Consider the following 16,698-nt stretch of genomic DNA (forward strand, 5'->3'; position numbering starts at 1 on the left):
GGGCGTAGTTTGCACTCACGAAATAAAAACGATGTATCGACTGGCTGATGCGAAAAAATGCAGATGATCATTCGGTACATATCAAGCAGACCGACACGTCAAACCAGTTAACTATTCCTTAATGGAATATCTTCGGTGAGCACATGCCGGTTATCTGAATGACAGTGCCAATTTGAAATTGGCCGGTTTGAAATAGGTGATGAAATGATCGTAACCAAGATTTTTGCTTTCCTGCGCGCCCTTCGTGTTCAGTACCAGACCCAGACTGCGCTCCGTAAACTTGATGCACGTGAGCTGGCAGATATCGGCCTGAACCGTGACATGATTGACGATGTCGCACATCGCGTTGCTTTCGGTCGCTAAGCCAGACCGTAGCCGTCCAAAGAAAAGCCCCGGCATTGATTGCCGGGGCTTTTCTTGTTTTCGGGATAATGTGCTGACGGGGCAAGCTGTCCCTCGCCCCGTTGTAGCGCCCCGTTCTAGTTGGCAAATACCGCGCTATAATCCTCGCGCAGGATATTCTTCTGTACTTTTCCCATCGCATTACGCGGAAGTTCGGACACGAAGAAAACGCGCTTGGGCACTTTGAAATTGGCAAGCTGCCCCTTGATCGCATTGACCACGTCATCTTCGGACAGTTTATCGCTACTGCGGACAATAACGGCGACAACCGCCTCGCCGAAATCCGGATGCGCGACACCGATCACGGCACTTTCGACAACACCATCCATCTTGTCGATGACCGTTTCGATTTCTTTGGGATAAACGTTAAACCCGCCGGAAATCACAAGATCCTTGGCGCGGCCGACAATATGGACATAACCCTTGGCATCGATTTTCGCGATGTCACCGGTAATGAAGAACCCGTCTTCACGGAATTCCTCGGCCGTCTTTTCCGGCATTTGCCAGTATCCGGCAAAAACGTTCGGCCCGCGTGCCTCCAGAACGCCGATCTCGTCGGTTCCAAGCACATTCCCCTTATCGTCACAGACCCGGACTTTCACATCCGGCAGGGCCGGGCCGACCGTATGGACGATCCGTTCCCCATTGAGCGGGTTGGACGTTGCCATTCCCATTTCAGTCATGCCGTAACGTTCCAGCAACGCCTTGCCGGTCCGTTCCCTGAAAGCGACAAATGTTTCGGGCAGCAAGGGTGCCGATCCTGAAATGAACAGCCGCATGCCCGAGGTCACATCGGCATCGAAGTCATCATCGGATAACAGCCGGACATAGAATGTCGGCACGCCCATCATGACGGTACTGCGCGGCAACAGCGCCATGACCTGATCGCGATCAAACTTCGGCAGGAAGAACATTCTCGATCCCGACAGCATCACGCAATGACACGCAATGAAAAGCCCGTGCGTATGGAAAATCGGAAGCGCATGTAAAAGAACATCGTCCGGGCCAAAGCCCCAAAGCTTTTCCAGGGTCGCGGCATTTGACCATAAATTGGTCTGGGTCATCATGGCGCCCTTTGGCTTGCCCGTCGTGCCGGATGTATAAAGAATGGCAGCAAGTTCATCATCGGCACAGGCAACCGGGGTAAATTCGGCGGGGAAATCCGCCGCCTGATGGATCAGCGTTCCCTCGCCCGACGTGCCAAGTGTTAGAACCTTTTCAACGCCCTGTGCGTCGGCAATTGCCGTTACTTCATCTTCGCGGTGTGGCTGGCAGACAAAAACAATAGGTGCCGCATTCCCCATGAAATAGGCAAGTTCACCTGCCTGATACGCGGTATTCAGCGGCAGATAGACCAGACCTGCGCGGATACAACCCAAATAAAGGAACAAGGCTTCGGGGGATTTATCGACCTGAACAGCGACGCGATCACCTTTTTTGGCACCAAGGGCTGTTAACAGCCCCGCAATACGTGCGGACGCAGCATCGGCATCACCGTAACTGTATGTTGTGCCCTCTGCCGTTTCGATCAGGACCTTGGACAGGTCGGATGGAAATCGGCTTCGTATGCGCATGAAAAGGCTGTTGGTCACGGCGTATCTTCCCTGTTTCAGATCTTGTGCCGGGCATTCATGCTGCCCGGTGTCATACCGGGCAGCATAGTGCACACAAGAATATCCGCAAACAAGTACTGTTTTACCGCTATGGCCGGTTTTGCCTAGCCGACCTGCGGAAATTCGCCATCAATGAACGGGAATGTTTCGCCAACCGTCACCAGTAATTCCGGGTAAAAACCGTTGAAATGGGTGGCCAGCGCGTTGCTGTAGGCACCGATATGACCAAACTCGATCCAGTCCCCTTCGCGGATGTCCGCAGGCAGGGTTACCGTTGCCGGAAGCACATCCATATTGTCGCAGGTCGGGCCATAGATCGTGAAGTCGAGGGTATCGGTTTCGTTGAAATCGCCGCCGATCCGCATCGGTCGCACCGGGAAACGCAACTGCCCGGTGACCGCCTCGGAAAGGCTGCCATAGACACCGTCATTGATGAAGAGCTGGTCCTCTTTACGCAGATGCACCTGCGTGATCAGCGACACGCCACTCGACACAAGGGCGCGGCCCGGTTCGCACATAAAGGTGGTATCGGGCAGGCCAAGCCAGCGAATGCAGTCCTTGATTTCCTCCATGAAGACCTCAAGCCCCGGTGCGCGCTGGTTCATATATTGACCGGGGAACCCGCCGCCAACATCAATATAACGGACTTTGACCCCTGAAAAATCGACAACCTGCCGGATCAGTTCAACAGCAATGCGATACCCGTTCGGGGTTGTGCATTGCGACCCGACATGGAAACAAAGCCCGGCGGTATAACCATATCCATCAACCTTTTTCAAAAGTTCCGATGCCGTCATCGGACGTGCGCCGAACTTTGCCGAAAGGTTATAGGCGGCCCCTGCCGGCGGCGTTGCCAGACGGACATGGATAACCAGATCGGTCTCGCCGTCGGTTTCGGCGCGGACTTTTTCAAGTTCATCCTCGGTATCGATCACGTAATGCTTCACACCGAAAACACGGTGCGCACTGCGAATGGCATCCCGGCTTTTGACAGGATGCATGAAATAGACGTTCATGCCGGGAAACTGGCGACGGACAAGGGCAATTTCCTCTGGAGATGCGGTATCGAAATGACGAACACCGCCTTCGTGCAGGTAGCGCATGATTTCCGGATGCGGATTGCATTTGACCGCATAAAGGACATTGCCGGGAAACATATCGACAAACCGTTTGGCCGATTCACGCAGGATGTCGGGCCGAAGGCAATAAACCGGATAAGAAGGCTTAAGTTCACGAACAACATCAAACGTCGTATCGAAATGGCGCGGCATGGGTATCCCCTTGTCCTTACGGAATTGTATCTGTGGCGCATTCACAATTCGAAATGCAGCCCGCGTTTAAGTAACCCTATCAACCCTGCCCCTGACTGTCATGCCTAACATGGTGAAAGGACCTTGCCTTTCCGGTATCGGATCGATAAATTGGTAAACCAATACCGAATAACCGTTTATTTTGCGACGCAGCCGGAAAACGGGCGCGCAGCTATATGACAGGGAGCCTGAAATGTCTATCGAACCCGTGCTTGATCCCCACAAACTGGTCAAGGAACTTGATGGCCGTCACCTGATCGGCGGGGAACTTGTACCGGCCAGAAATGGCAGAAATTTTGACGTGCTGAACCCGGCAACCGGCAAGGTTATTGCGCAGGCTGCCGAAGGTGACGCCGATGACGTCGATTTCGCGGTTTCGGTGGCAAAGAAGGCCCAGAAGGATTGGGCAAACCGCCCTGCCCGCGAACGCGGCAAGCTGGTGGCGGAATGCGGACGTATCCTGATGCAGCATGTTGAGGAACTCGGCCGGATGGTGGCCCTTGAGTCCGGCAAGGCGTTGCGGACGGAAAGCCGGGTCGAGGCATCGGTCCTGGCCGACATGTTCACCTTCTTTGGCGGGCTTGCCTCGGAACTGAAGGGTGAAACCATTCCGTTCAACCCGAACATGATGACCCTGACAACGCGTGAACCGGTTGGCGTTGTCGGTGCGATCATTCCGTGGAACGTGCCGTTGCTCCTGATGGCGATAAAGGTTGCCCCGGCCTTGGTGGCGGGCAATACCGTTGTTGTCAAATCGGCGGAAGACACCCCCTTTACCGTCCTTCGTGTCTGCCAGATCATGCAGCAGATTCTGCCAAAGGGTGTTCTGAATATCCTTTCCGGCTTTGGTCCGGGATGTGGCGGCCCGCTGGTGGCGCACAAGGATGTCAAAAAGGTTTCCTTCACCGGATCGGTCGAAACCGGTCGCACGGTTTACCGGGCAGCGGCGGAAAAACTGATCCCGGTCACGCTGGAACTGGGTGGCAAATCGCCGATGATCGTGATGGATGATGCGGATCTGGACAAGGCCATTGCCGGGGCAATTGGCGGCATGCGCTTTACCCGTCAGGGCCAGAGCTGCACGGCATCGTCGCGCATTCTGGTACATGAAAGCCTGCATGACGAGTTTGTTAATCGCCTTCTGGCCAAGGTCAACACCCTTAAAATGGGTGATCCATTGGACGAGGAAACCGATATCGGCACCATCATCAATCGCAAACAGCGCGACAAGGTGTGCGGTTATATCGAGATCGGCGAGGAAGAAGGTGCGACCAAAAATGAACTCAGCGCCCTTCCGACCGATCCGGCACTTGCGGACGGCATGTTTGTCCGTCCGGTTGTCTTTACCAATGTCAAACCCGATGCGCGGATTGCCCGCGAAGAAATTTTTGGCCCTGTTGCCTGTGTGTTCAGGTTCAAAACCTTTGACGAGGCGATCGAGCTTGCCAATGACAGCGACTTTGGCCTGGCCGCAACCGTCTGGACCAAGGACCTTAAAACCGCACTGACGGCGACCAAACGGCTCGAAGCGGGCTTTGTTCAGGTCAACCAGAACCTTGTCGTGCAGCCAAACCTGTCATATGGCGGCGTCAAGCTTTCGGGTCTTGGCAAGGAGGCATCGCTTGAAAGCATGCTTGAACATTTCACGCACAAGAAAACCATCATCATGAATATGGAATAACCCTGCCTGCGTTCCCAAACCGGCCGGGTTGCAAATGTTGCAACCCGGCCTTTTTGTTTGCAAACTTGACCTTGCGCGCCTAATCCGCAAAGCTGCATCACGATTACCGACCCATAACCCGGAAAGAACATGGCTATGTCTGCTTGCCTTGACATCCTCGCATCGCATCCCCGTCCGACGCTTCGTGCCGGTGCGATGGCCATGATTATCGGGATTTCCGCCCTGCGAATGTGATCCCTGTCATCCGCGGATGACAGGCTTGGTTAAACATCCGAATTTTGCCCACACATGATAAAATGCCAGCACATCACGTAAAGTGCGGCTGGCCGCAGGAGTATGGAAATGACCGTTTCCTATCACGACATCGTACGCGCATCCGGCTTGCTTGAAGGCATCGTCAGCAAAACACCATTGGTAAAATCACAAACACTTTCAAATATTTGCGAGGCCGAAGTTCACCTGAAACTTGAAAACCTGCAATATACGGCCTCCTTCAAGGAACGCGGCGCTTATATCAAACTTGCCAGCCTCACCCCCGAGGAACGCGCGAAGGGTGTCATTGCCGTATCGGCAGGCAACCATGCGCAAGGTGTGGCCTATAACGCCAAACGACTTGGCATTCCGGCAACCATTGTCATGCCGAAAAACACGCCCTTTACCAAAGTCCGTCACACCCGTTCACACGGGGCGGAAGTTGTCCTTGAAGGCAGTGTTTTCGCCGAAAGCCTTGAATCCGCATCGAAAATTCAGGAAGAACGCGGCCTGACCTTTGTTCACCCGTTCGATGATCCGCATATCATTGCCGGTCAGGGTACTGTCGGGCTTGAAATCCTTAATGATGGGGCGGACATCGACACCATTATCGTCCCCATTGGCGGCGGCGGTCTTGCGGCCGGTATTGTTACGGCCATCAAGGCCCGACGCCCGGATATCGAGGTGATTGGTGTCGAGACCAAGCTTTATCCTTCCATGTATGAAGGCATCAAAGGCCTGCCGCTTTCGGGCGGTGGTGTCACGATTGCCGAAGGCATTGCGGTCAAGCAGCCCGGTGGCCTTACCTTGGAGATTTGCAAGGAAAAGCTTGATGATGTGCTGCTGGTCGAGGAAAGCTCGATCGAGCGCGCCATCCAGATGCTGATCGAGATCGAGAAGACGGTTGTCGAGGGTGCTGGTGCGGCCCCTCTTGCGGCCCTGCTTGACCATCATGACCGTTTCAAGGGCAAGAAGGTCTGCATGATTGTCAGTGGCGGCAACATCGATACCCGTCTTCTCGCACAGGTTCTGATGCGCGGCATGGCGCGCGAAGGCCGCCTTGTCCGTGTGCGTATCGAAATTCCTGATGTTCCGGGCGCACTTGCAACCATCAGCGCGCTGATCGGCGACGCCGAAGCCAACATCATCGAAGTGTATCACCAGCGTCACTTCTATGATGTGCCGGCAAAGCAGACCGACGTCGACATGGTGCTGGAAGTCAGAGACACCTCGCACGCGGAACAGGTGATTACAAAACTGACCGGTGCCGGATTTGGCAGCCGCCTTCTGGGCAACACATCGCTCGACTGAAATTACAAGGGCCAGCGACAATGCCGCTGGCCCTTTGCTCATTTACCAAGGGAGCGATAACGGCCACCATAATAAAGCAGAGGATCACCGGTATTCCCCAGCGAGATATCCTGCACATCCCCCACGATGATGCTGTGATCTCCGCCATCGTGAATTGCATGTCGTTTGCAGGAAAATGTCGCAAGATTACCGATCAGCTTTGGCACACCATGGCAATCATCTTCGAAAACAAGGTCTTCCCAACGGTCGTGAACCGGTGATGAAAACAGGTCAGACAGGTCGCGTTGATCCCGATTAAGGATATTGATGCAAAAACGGTCACACTCACCTGCAAACAATGAATGTGTGGCCGCGCGCTGGTCTACTGAAAAAAGGACCAGAGCCGGATCGAGCGACACCGACGCAAACGAATTGATCGTAATGCCTGCTTTTGCGCCATTATTCGCCCGTGCCGTAACAACCGCAACACCGGTTGCAAATTGCCCCAGACAGTCCCGAAAATCGCGCGATGAAAATGACATATTGAAGAATGCTCTTGCTGATAAAACCTATTGGACATGCCCTGCGTACAGGATCAGGGAAAATGGCGGGAAAAACTTGTGCTGTCAAACCCCACGCGTCAGCGTTTTAAACGCTATATTAATAAGATTAAAAGTTAATATGAATCATATAAATACAAGCGCTGCGACCCTAACACTCCGGCTTCCCGGAAGGCTGTCCATGATGAGGAATTTACGGTTGCGGCGTATTTTGGGGTTAATGGGGACTGCATAATGTTTCTGATTATCGGTTACGTCATAGTACTCGGCTCGGTACTTGGCGGGTATTTGCCTCACGGGTCATTTAGCATTCTCGTTCAACCTCTTGAAGTTCTGATTATTTTCGGGGCTGCGTTTGGTGCATTTCTGACAGCCAATCCGTTAAGCGTTGTCAAACGATCCTTCAGCTATACCCTGCGTGCCATGAAAGGCCCCAAGAAGAAAGCTTCCTATCTTGAGCTTTTGACCTGCCTTTATGCGGTTTTTCGTCTCGCCAAATCAAAGGGCGATCTGGCGCTTGAAAGCCATGTGGAAAACCCCGAAAGCTCAAGCCTTTTCGCAAACTTTCCGGGCGTCACCAAAGACCATCACGCCCTTGAGTTCATGTGTGATTATCTTCGGTTGCTGACCCTTGGCACCACCAATGCGTACGAACTCGAAGCCGTGATAGATCAGGAACTGGAAACCCATCACGAGGAAGAACACGCGGTTTCCGATGCGGTTCAAACAGTTGGCGACGGTCTTCCCGCGCTGGGTATTGTCGCGGCCGTTCTGGGGGTTATTGTCACCATGAGCTCCGTGACGGAACCGCCTGAAATTCTGGGCGGCCTGATTGCGGCAGCACTGGTCGGGACATTCCTTGGTATTCTTGGTGCTTATGGTTTTGTCGCACCGACGGCATCCATCATCAAGAAAACCGTTGATGCCGACGCGAAATACTACAGCTGCATAAAGGCGGCACTTATCGGACACATGCAGGGGTATGCGCCGCAGGTTTCGGTAGAATTTGCACGAAAAACCCTGCCACATGATCTTCGGCCAAGCTTCAAGGAACTTGACGAAGCTTTGCAAAATGCACCAACCGCTTGATTTTTGAATAATCCATTTCCGGTTTAGAGAAAAACGCGACGCATGCCTGATATCGTTATAAAGAAAATCAAGAAAGGCGGTCACGGCCACCATGGTGGTGCATGGAAGGTTGCGTATGCCGACTTTGTGACAGCAATGATGGCGTTCTTCCTGCTGCTTTGGCTGCTTAGCAGTGCCACTGAAGAACAGCTACAGGGCGTGTCGAACTATTTCACCCCGGAAACGATTTCTCAAAGCGAGTCCGGTTCCGGCGGCATTCTGGGTGGCCAAAGCCTTGCGGAACAAGGTGCCTTACGCTCCGAGATGGGGGCACCGACGGTCAGCATTGACATTCCCCCGGTGAAAACACCGGAAGAAATGGCCGAGCAACGTCTTGCCGAACAGGAAGACAAGGAATTCAAGGAAGCGGAAGAAGAACTTCGCAAGGCGCTTGAAAGTTCCCCTGATTTGCAGGAACTTGCCAAGAATATCCGGATCGAAGAAACCGACGAAGGTCTTCGCATTCAGATTTTGGATGAAGACGGCACCGCAATGTTCCCAAGCGGTAGTGCCGTCATGGCCGACCACACCAAACTTCTGCTGTCAAAGGTTGTCGAAGCTATCCAGGGTATGCCGCAGGATATTTCGATTGAAGGCCATACCGATGCCGTGCCCTTCTCGACAGTCACTGGTTACAGCAACTGGGAACTGTCCTCGGACCGCGCCCTGGCAACCCGTCGGGAACTTGAAACCCAGGGCCTTGCATCCAGCCGCTTCGCCAAAGTTGCCGGCCTTGCCGATACGGACCCGCTGCTCCCCGAAACGCCGGAAAACGAACGCAACAGACGCATCAGCATCACGCTTCTGCGCGGAACCGGTGATCGCCCGGCAGTTGATGGTGAAACCTCCGCCCCTGCGCAGTCTGGCACCCCATCCACCGAACAGGGATCAGGACAAGAATCGGGCAATTCAGCGCCTTCAAACCGGCGCCCCAGCTTCTCTGTCCCTTCAAACCGCTAGGGAATTTTATGGCGAGTTCAGACAATCGTCGGGTTCGCCCTTTAAACCGTCATGATTCATACCTAATCTCATATTATCAGAAGAACCTCTGAAGCCGGGGCAAAACGGTAAATGACAGTCAATCAAAGGCGACTGACACAGCATTACTTCATGACCGCTCCCATGCCATGCCCCTATCTGCCTGGCAGGTTCGAGCGCAAGCTGGTGACAGAACTGCGCGGTCCCGAAGCAAATAACGTTCACGATCTGCTGTCTCGTGCCGGTTTCCGCCGCAGTCATTCTATTGCCTATTTGCCTGCCTGCAGCGAATGTGACGCGTGTGTTCCCGTCCGGGTACGTTCCGAAGATTTCCGCACGACCAGATCGTTTCGTCGTATCGCGGCAAAAAACAATGATCTGATCCGGGCCGTCTCGCCATCCGTCGCCACACAGGAACAGTTTCAGCTTTTCAGTCAGTATCAGGACGCCCGTCACGGCAATGGGGATATGGCGCGGATGGATGCCCGAGACTATCGGGCCATGATCGAAGACAGCACTGTCGACACCTCCATTTTTGAATATCGGCGCCAGAATGGCAGCCTGATCGCGGTTGCACTGGTCGATAACCTCTCTGATGGCCTGTCTGCCGTATACAGCTTCTTTGATCCCTCCGAACAGCGCCGCGGACTTGGAACCTTTATCATTCTTGATCTGATAAAAGAGTCCCAAGTCATTGGTTTACCCCATGTTTATCTTGGATACTGGATCGGAGAGTGCCGAAAGATGTCCTACAAGATGCGCTTTCAGCCTCTGGAAGGTTTTCGGGGCGGAAACTGGGTTAGCCTTCCGGCCAGTGACGGTATTGACGGTTAATCTTTGGCTCGCGACACCCAGCCACAACTACTAGACCAAAGTAGTAGTTCCCCCATCGATCCCCGGTTGCCACATTCTACAGACGCATATAAGCTTTGCTCCAAAGCCGCATGACGGCTTTGAGTCAATAAATCATGAGCTTGCATCTTTGGGAGGCTGTAATCTATGAAACGTCGCCAATTTCTTTCCGGCGCTGCGGTAGCCGGTGCGACCGCTGCGGTCGCGTCTACCTTTGCCAAACCGGCAATCGCACAGGAAGTCCGTGAGTGGCGCATGGTCACGACCTGGCCAAAAAACTTCCCGGGTCTGGGGACCGGGGCGAACCTTTTGGCTGAATATATAAACAAGGCATCAAACGGCCGCATGAAGGTGTCCGTTTTTGGCGCGGGCGAAATCGTTCCCGCCTTTGAAGCCATTGATGCTGTCGGTAATGGTACCGTCGAAATGGGCCATGGCGCGCCTTATTACTGGAAGGGTAAAGTCGATGCCACCCAGTATATCGCAGCGATGCCATTCGGACTGAACGCCCAGGAACAGAACGCATGGTTCCAGTGGGGCGGCGGTCAGGAACTTGCTGACAAAGTCTATTCCGAACTGAACTGCAAATTCTTCCCGTCCGGCAACACCGGCACCCAGATGGGCGGCTGGTTCAACAAGGAAATGAATACGATTGATGACTATAAAGGTCTGAAAATGCGTATTCCGGGCCTTGGCGGCGAAGTCGTCAAAGCTGCGGGTGGTAACGTCGTGAACCTTCCGGGTGGCGAAATTCCGCCTGCCCTTCAGTCCGGTGCGATTGACGCGACCGAATGGGTTGGCCCGTATAACGACCTGGCGTTTGGTCTCTATAAATCGGCCAAGTTCTATTACTATCCGGGCTGGCATGAACCGGCGACCGTTCTTGACAACTTCATCAACCTTGATGCGTGGAATGCCCTTCCCGACGACCTCAAGGCAATCGTCGAGCAGGCCAACCGTGCTGTGAACCAGATGGTTCTGTCGGAATTCACCGCACGTAACAATCAGGCGCTCCAGACCCTGCGCGACAAGCACAATGTCGATGTTCGCCCGTTCTCGGACGACATTCTGACCAATCTTGGCGCATTGTCGGGCACGGTTCTGCGTGACCTCGTTGCATCAAATCCGCTGTCGCAGGAAGTGTTCGAAAGCCTGATCGCGTTCCGTACCCAGTCGATTGGCTGGTCGAAATTCTCGGAATCGGCTTTTGCCCAGGCACGTATCCTGCCGTTCAAATACTAAGTTTTCAGATATAGAAACCGAAAAGGGTCGGCATTTGCCGACCCTTTTTGCATGACAGGTTTTGGCTGGCCTGCGGTTACTTGAACAGCAAATCCGGAAGCCATGTCGCCAGTGCCGGGAACGCCGCCACAAGCCCCAAGCCCAGGACCTGGATCAGGACAAACGGGACAATCCCCCGATAAATGTCCCAGGTCTTGATTGCCGCCGGAGCCACCCCGCGCAGATAGAACAGCGCAAAGCCGAACGGCGGCGTCAGGAAGCTGGTCTGCAGGTTGATGGCAATCATCACGCCAAGCCAGACCGGATCGATATCCATCTTGAGCAGGATCGGGCCAACGATTGGCACAACCACAAACACGATTTCAATGAAATCAAGGAAGAAGCCCATGACAAACATCAGCAGCATGACGACCAGCATGGCGCTGAAAACACCGCCAGGAAGGTTATGCAGCAGTTCTTCGACAAGGTGATCCCCGCCAAGGCCACGGAAGACCAGCGAGAACACCGATGCGCCCAGCAGGATGACGAAGACCATTGCACTGATCTGAACCGTCTGGCGTGTCACATGGCGTAAAACGTCCCATGACAGGCGTTTATAGAACGCCGCCAGAATGACCGCACCAACACCGCCAAATGCCGCGGACTCAGTCGGTGTTGCGATACCTGTAAGGATCGAGCCCAGCACGGCAACGATGAGCAACCCCGGAGGCATCAGCGCGCGCAGAACTTCACCCCAAAGGCCATCCGGCCGTTTGTCGGTTACCAGCGGCGGTGCCGATTTGGGGTCAATAAAGGCCTGAATGATGATCCAGCAGATATAAAGTCCGACCAGAAGCATGCCGGGAATGAATGCACCGGCAAACAGGTCGATAACCGAAACCGGCTCCGGGGCCCAATTGCCCAGCGAACGTTGTGCTTCGGCGTAAGCGCCTTGCAGGATATCACCGAGCAAAACCAGCACGATCGACGGCGGTATGATCTGCCCCAATGTACCGGATGCACAGATTACCCCGGTCGAAAGACGCGGACTGTATCCGGCCTTTTGCATCGCCGGAAGGCTGAGAAGCCCCATGGTTACAACGGTTGCCCCAACGATACCGGTTGACGCCGCCAGCAGCATCCCGACCAGCACCACCGAAATGCCAAGCCCCGCCCGCATGGTGCCAAACAGAAGCCCCATGGTCGTCAGCAGCTTTTCGGCAATCCGGGCACGTTCGAGCATGACGCCCATGAAAACGAAAAGCGGGATCGCGACATAAAGCTCGTTGGTCATCACACCGAAATAGCGTGACGGCAACGACCCCAGAAGCGGCATGTCAAACACGCCCATCGAGTTGCCGATCAGCGCAAAGGCGAGCCCCGTTCCTGCAAGGGAAAACGCAACCGGGAAACCGAGAAGAAGAACGCCGCAGGCTACTGCGAACATTACAAGGCTAAGAATTTCCCCCGACATCAGACGCCCTCGTGCTCTTCTTCTTTGATTTCAAATTCTTTATGTCCGGCCAGCACAAGAATGCTGCGCGCGGCGAGTGACAGCCCCTGCAAGCCAATCAAGACGCAAAAAACGAGAATGACCGATTTATAAAGGAACAGCCCCGGCAAACCACCGGTTTCGTGCGATCCTTCAAGGCGGTGCCAACTGGTCATCACATAAGGTGCGCTGTAAATGTAGACCATAATGATCACAGGCAGCAAAAGCAGCAGGGACCCGAAAAGGTCGACCCATGCTTTATAACGCGCCGAAGCCGGACGATAAAAAACGTCCACCCGGACATGACCACCATGCAGCAATGTATAACCGGCCCCCACCATGAACACGATGCCATGCAGCCACATATAGCTTTCCTGCATCGAAACCCAGCCAATGGAAAACCCGTAACGCAGCGTTGCCACCAGAAATGTGATAACAACCATCGGGATGACCAACCAGGCTACGCCACGTCCGATCCAGTCATTCAGACCGTCAACGAAACGGACGAAACTCCCTAGAAAATTCACGTTTTCACTCCCACGCCCTTTTGGAACTCACAGGGAAATTGCGGGCTCCCTGCCAATCAGGATGCGAAGTTACATATTTACGCCTTAAAACGCTATATATTTTGCCCGTTTCCCGCCTTGTTCAGCATCCTGAATAAAATCAAACCGCGTTTTCACCCGTGATTGACAAATTTCGCCCGGAAACGAGAAAAGGGATAAGAACATCCCTGCCCTTATCCCTTTGGAATCTCATTAATCCCGTGAAGGATGCGTTATTCGAACCTGTTTGACCGCGGGAACCCGGTTGGCGGCATGCGTCCGGCACCGGCACGCTTGCCAATCCATTCTGCAAGCTCGGTAACGGTACGTGTACGGCCCTCGCTGCCGCCCATGGTCCAGCTCAGTCCTTCTTCAAGATTGAACAGGACCAAATCAGCCATGCCACCCTGACGGTATTTCTGGAGGATAACACCGCGCCCACGGGTCATTTCAGGGACTTCGGAAACCGGATAGATCAGAAGTTTACGGTTTTCGCCCAGAACAGCGACATGATCCTTGTCGACCGGAAGGCAGATTTTTGCCTCTTCATCCTTGCCAAGGTTCAAAATCTGTTTACCGTTCTTGGTCTGCGCCACCACATCGGCTTCGGCCACCTGGAAACCGCGACCGGCAGAACTTGTAACAAGCAGGTTCCGGCCCGGCTTATGGATGACCATCGCAACGATGTCATGTTCCTGGGGCAGATCAATCGTCAAACGGATCGGCTCACCATGACCACGTCCGCCCGGCAGCTTGTCGCACGACATCGTGTAACAGCGGCCTTCGGTGCTCATGATCAGAAGCTTGTCCGTCGTGAACGCCTTCAGCGCAAAACGCCCTTCGTCACCGTCCTTGAATTTCAGGTCGCTGATGTCTGACGTATGCCCCTTAAGGGCTCTGATCCAACCCATTTTCGAACAGATCACCATAATGGGTTCACGTTCAATCAGGGCTTCCAGCGGAACTTCGATTTCTTCCGGTGCATCACCGATTTCGGTACGGCGCTTGCCAAGGGCTGTCTTCTTGCCGAATTTCTCGCGCATTTCCTCGACTTCGTCGCGGATTTTCTCCCAACGCAGGCTTTCGCTGGCAAGAAGTGCTTCGAGACCTTCTTTTTCTTCGGTCAGTTTCGCATGCTCGTTCTTGATTTCCATTTCTTCGAGCTTGCGCAAAGACCGCAGACGCATGTTGAGAATCGCATCTGCCTGAACTTCCGTCAGGTCGAAAGTCGACATCAACGACACCTTCGGCTCATCCTCGAAACGAATGATCCGGATGACCTCGTCAAGGTTCAGATAGGCAACAAGATAACCATCAAGCACTTCAAGGCGATGATTGATCTTGGCCAGTCGATGGTTGGAACGACGGATCAGAACGTCCTGACGATGGGCCAGGAACGCACGCAGCACTTCGCGCAGGTTCATGACGCGCGGCGTATTGTCCCCGTCCAGAACGTTCATGTTCAGACCAAACCGGATTTCCAGTTCGGTATTCTTGAACAGCATCTCCATCAAATGTTCCGGCTCGACCGCACGGGTCCGCGGCTCAAACACCAGACGGATCAGGTCGGTCGATTCATCGCGAACATCGGCCAGAAGCGGAAGTTTTTTCAGAACCATCAGATCGGCAATACGCTCGACCAGTTTGGCTTTCTGAACCTGATAGGGAATTTCGGTCACAACGATCTGGAACAGTCCATGACTGAGCTTCTCGACTTCCCATCTGGCGCGCAGACGGAACGAACCGCGCCCGGTGGCATAGGCCTCAAGAATGTTTTCGCGCGGCTCAACCAGAACCCCACCGGTCGGGAAGTCAGGGCCCGGAACACAGCGGACGAGTTCGGCAATCGAGGTATCAGGATTATCGATCAGCTTGATCAGGCCGGCACATAGTTCGCCAGCATTGTGCGGCGGAATGTTGGTTGCCATACCAACCGCAATACCGGCCGCACCATTGGCCAGCAGGTTCGGAAACGCTGCCGGCATGACAATCGGTTCGTGGTCTTCGCCGTCATATGTCGGGCGGAAATCAACCGCATCTTCGTCAAGGCCATTCATCAGTGCCGCGGCAACGGCTGTCATGCGGGCCTCGGTATAACGCATTGCCGCTGCGTTATCGCCGTCAATGTTGCCAAAGTTCCCTTGCCCGTCGACCAACGGATAACGGACGGCAAAATCCTGTGCCAAACGCACAAGCGCGTCATAGACAGACTGATCACCATGCGGGTGATATTTACCGATCACGTCACCGACAACACGGGCGCATTTCTTGAACCCCTGCGCCGGATCAAGTTTTAGCTGGCGCATGGCATACAGCAGACGCCGATGCACGGGTTTCAGACCATCGCGCACATCGGGAAGAGAACGCGACATGATCGTCGACATGGCATAAGCGAGATAACGTTCGCTCAACGCGTCGGCAAGGCGCGTTTCCCTGATTTGGCCGGCATTGGCCGGATCGGAAGTCTTGGTGCTCATGAACGATTTTTCTTGTTGTTTGGCAGGTTGCAATCAATTCGGCAATTCAGCCCGGTGTCCGGTGCTCAATCACCATTTTGGCAACATACTACGGTGGGTACGGTTATGGTCAACACAAGTCCGCATCAAAGTACGGTATTTATTTTTCATCGGCGTCTACTGCGCGCCAGATATGGCTCACCAGCCGGTCGCGCGCGGCAACGGGCTTCACACCCTTTGCTTCAAAAATATCGCGATGAATGAAAAATCCGGTCAGTTTGATCCCTTGGCGAAACTGTTCATTCAATCCCTGATCGCGGCTGCTTTGTGCGGCCCTGCCTGCGGCAAGGAATGCCGGTAACGGCAACAGGCGATCACGATATGCCGTTCCTGCGGCCTCGGAAACAGCCCGACCGCTTTTGGGGGATACAAAGCAGAGGTCATCGGCAACATCCGTTGCCGCACACCGATCAAGGCTGAGCCCATAGCCAAGCTCGTCAAGCAACCCGACTTCCCATCGGATGTAAGACGCCAGCCATTGCTCCGTCTTAAGGGCGGAAAGCAGTGCAACCGTCCCCTGATACAATGTGGTGTGCGCTTCGCGTTCGGGCAATGTGACTTCCAGCATCGCACAGGCAGAACTCAACGCCATCAAGGGCCCGGGGGATAGCAGCAAATCGGCGACATGCGCGCCCGTCAGTTCGCAACGGAACTGCCCCAGATGTTCTGATAATCTGGCAGACCATCCGACACGAACTTCATTCCCCGGCTCCAGCGTACCGCGCATTGATTTGCTGGTGGCACCGCGCACCATGCCTGCATATCGACCATAGTCGCGCGTCAGCACCGACAAACGGACCGAGTTCTCACCGAGCTTGCGCGTGGAAAGGACGATCGCATCATCACGCCAGTCCATCC

Annotated in this window: 14 protein-coding genes; 7 read left to right on the forward strand and 7 right to left on the reverse strand. The window is 54.3% G+C overall.

Annotation, left to right across the window (positions count from 1 at the left end; translation table 11 throughout):
- Positions 1-204 precede the first annotated feature (204 nt).
- Positions 205-363, forward strand: a complete 159-nt coding sequence (locus tag TH3_RS22650; protein WP_082242478.1) for a DUF1127 domain-containing protein — start codon at positions 205-207, stop codon at positions 361-363.
- A gap of 116 nt (positions 364-479) precedes the next feature.
- Here the strand turns inward: TH3_RS22650 and TH3_RS10215 are convergent, their stop codons facing one another.
- The gene (locus TH3_RS10215; RefSeq protein WP_040060837.1) at positions 480-1,994 is read right to left on the reverse strand and encodes a malonate--CoA ligase; all 1,515 of its coding nucleotides are present in this window, start codon (positions 1,992-1,994) and stop codon (positions 480-482) included.
- 125 nt (positions 1,995-2,119) lie between these two features.
- Positions 2,120-3,286 (reverse strand): type III PLP-dependent enzyme, encoded by a 1,167-nt coding sequence (locus tag TH3_RS10220; protein WP_007089508.1) that lies wholly within the window; start codon positions 3,284-3,286, stop codon positions 2,120-2,122.
- Between the two features lie 232 nt (positions 3,287-3,518).
- Between TH3_RS10220 and TH3_RS10225 the strand changes: the two genes are divergently transcribed.
- Both TH3_RS10225 and TH3_RS10230 read left to right on the forward strand, forming a co-directional pair.
- The gene (locus TH3_RS10225) at positions 3,519-5,006 is read left to right on the forward strand and encodes an aldehyde dehydrogenase family protein (protein ID WP_007089507.1); all 1,488 of its coding nucleotides are present in this window, start codon (positions 3,519-3,521) and stop codon (positions 5,004-5,006) included.
- Between the two features lie 342 nt (positions 5,007-5,348).
- Positions 5,349-6,569, forward strand: coding sequence for a threonine ammonia-lyase (locus tag TH3_RS10230; RefSeq protein WP_139328144.1), 1,221 nt, complete (start codon positions 5,349-5,351; stop codon positions 6,567-6,569).
- 38 nt (positions 6,570-6,607) lie between these two features.
- Here TH3_RS10230 and TH3_RS10235 read toward each other — a convergent pair whose 3' ends face one another.
- Positions 6,608-7,090: a flavin reductase family protein gene (locus tag TH3_RS10235; protein ID WP_007089505.1), complete on the reverse strand. Its 483-nt coding sequence runs from the start codon at positions 7,088-7,090 to the stop codon at positions 6,608-6,610.
- 252 nt (positions 7,091-7,342) lie between these two features.
- On the opposite strand from TH3_RS10235, the gene motA reads away from it, so the two are divergent.
- The 4 genes from motA (at position 7,343) to TH3_RS10255 (ending at position 11,308) form a co-directional block, all read left to right on the forward strand.
- Positions 7,343-8,197, forward strand: coding sequence for a flagellar motor stator protein MotA (gene motA / locus TH3_RS10240; RefSeq protein ID WP_007089504.1), 855 nt, complete (start codon positions 7,343-7,345; stop codon positions 8,195-8,197).
- 42 nt (positions 8,198-8,239) lie between these two features.
- Complete coding sequence (locus TH3_RS10245) at positions 8,240-9,196, forward strand: flagellar motor protein MotB (RefSeq protein ID WP_007089503.1); 957 nt, start codon at positions 8,240-8,242, stop codon at positions 9,194-9,196.
- Positions 9,197-9,307: 111 nt separating this feature from the next.
- The gene (locus tag TH3_RS10250; RefSeq protein ID WP_040059830.1) at positions 9,308-10,048 is read left to right on the forward strand and encodes an arginyltransferase; all 741 of its coding nucleotides are present in this window, start codon (positions 9,308-9,310) and stop codon (positions 10,046-10,048) included.
- A gap of 165 nt (positions 10,049-10,213) precedes the next feature.
- On the forward strand, positions 10,214-11,308 hold the full coding sequence (locus TH3_RS10255) for a TRAP transporter substrate-binding protein (protein WP_007089501.1): 1,095 nt from the start codon (positions 10,214-10,216) through the stop codon (positions 11,306-11,308).
- Between the two features lie 76 nt (positions 11,309-11,384).
- Here the strand turns inward: TH3_RS10255 and TH3_RS10260 are convergent, their stop codons facing one another.
- The 4 genes from TH3_RS10260 to recO all read right to left on the reverse strand — a co-directional run bounded on the left by TH3_RS10260 (position 11,385) and on the right by recO (position 16,696).
- Positions 11,385-12,761: a TRAP transporter large permease gene (locus tag TH3_RS10260; RefSeq protein ID WP_007089500.1), complete on the reverse strand. Its 1,377-nt coding sequence runs from the start codon at positions 12,759-12,761 to the stop codon at positions 11,385-11,387.
- A complete protein-coding gene (locus TH3_RS10265; RefSeq protein WP_007089499.1) occupies positions 12,761-13,306 on the reverse strand; it encodes a TRAP transporter small permease subunit in 546 nt (181 codons plus the stop codon). Before TH3_RS10265 ends, TH3_RS10260 begins: the two co-directional genes overlap by 1 nt.
- 251 nt (positions 13,307-13,557) lie before the next feature.
- Positions 13,558-15,801 carry a DNA topoisomerase IV subunit A gene (parC, locus tag TH3_RS10270; RefSeq protein WP_007089498.1) on the reverse strand — a complete coding sequence of 748 codons (2,244 nt, stop codon included), beginning with the start codon at positions 15,799-15,801 and terminating at the stop codon, positions 13,558-13,560.
- A gap of 139 nt (positions 15,802-15,940) precedes the next feature.
- Positions 15,941-16,696 (reverse strand): DNA repair protein RecO, encoded by a 756-nt coding sequence (recO, locus tag TH3_RS10275; protein ID WP_007089497.1) that lies wholly within the window; start codon positions 16,694-16,696, stop codon positions 15,941-15,943.
- Between the last annotated feature and the right edge of the window lie 2 nt (positions 16,697-16,698).

The sequence above is a fragment of the Thalassospira xiamenensis M-5 = DSM 17429 genome (assembly GCF_000300235.2).
Taxonomy (GTDB): Bacteria; Pseudomonadota; Alphaproteobacteria; order Rhodospirillales; family Thalassospiraceae; genus Thalassospira; species Thalassospira xiamenensis.

Coding starts and splice junctions, on each gene's coding strand:
- TH3_RS22650 (WP_082242478.1), top strand. CDS start 205: ATGATCGTAACCAAGATTTTTGCTTTCCTGCGCGCCCTTCGTGTTCAG.
- TH3_RS10220 (WP_007089508.1), bottom strand. CDS start 3,286: ATGCCGCGCCATTTCGATACGACGTTTGATGTTGTTCGTGAACTTAAG.
- TH3_RS10225 (WP_007089507.1), top strand. CDS start 3,519: ATGTCTATCGAACCCGTGCTTGATCCCCACAAACTGGTCAAGGAACTT.
- TH3_RS10230 (WP_139328144.1), top strand. CDS start 5,349: ATGACCGTTTCCTATCACGACATCGTACGCGCATCCGGCTTGCTTGAA.
- TH3_RS10235 (WP_007089505.1), bottom strand. CDS start 7,090: ATGTCATTTTCATCGCGCGATTTTCGGGACTGTCTGGGGCAATTTGCA.
- motA (WP_007089504.1), top strand. CDS start 7,343: ATGTTTCTGATTATCGGTTACGTCATAGTACTCGGCTCGGTACTTGGC.
- TH3_RS10245 (WP_007089503.1), top strand. CDS start 8,240: ATGCCTGATATCGTTATAAAGAAAATCAAGAAAGGCGGTCACGGCCAC.
- TH3_RS10250 (WP_040059830.1), top strand. CDS start 9,308: ATGACAGTCAATCAAAGGCGACTGACACAGCATTACTTCATGACCGCT.
- TH3_RS10255 (WP_007089501.1), top strand. CDS start 10,214: ATGAAACGTCGCCAATTTCTTTCCGGCGCTGCGGTAGCCGGTGCGACC.
- TH3_RS10260 (WP_007089500.1), bottom strand. CDS start 12,761: ATGTCGGGGGAAATTCTTAGCCTTGTAATGTTCGCAGTAGCCTGCGGC.
- parC (WP_007089498.1), bottom strand. CDS start 15,801: ATGAGCACCAAGACTTCCGATCCGGCCAATGCCGGCCAAATCAGGGAA.
- recO (WP_007089497.1), bottom strand. CDS start 16,696: ATGGACTGGCGTGATGATGCGATCGTCCTTTCCACGCGCAAGCTCGGT.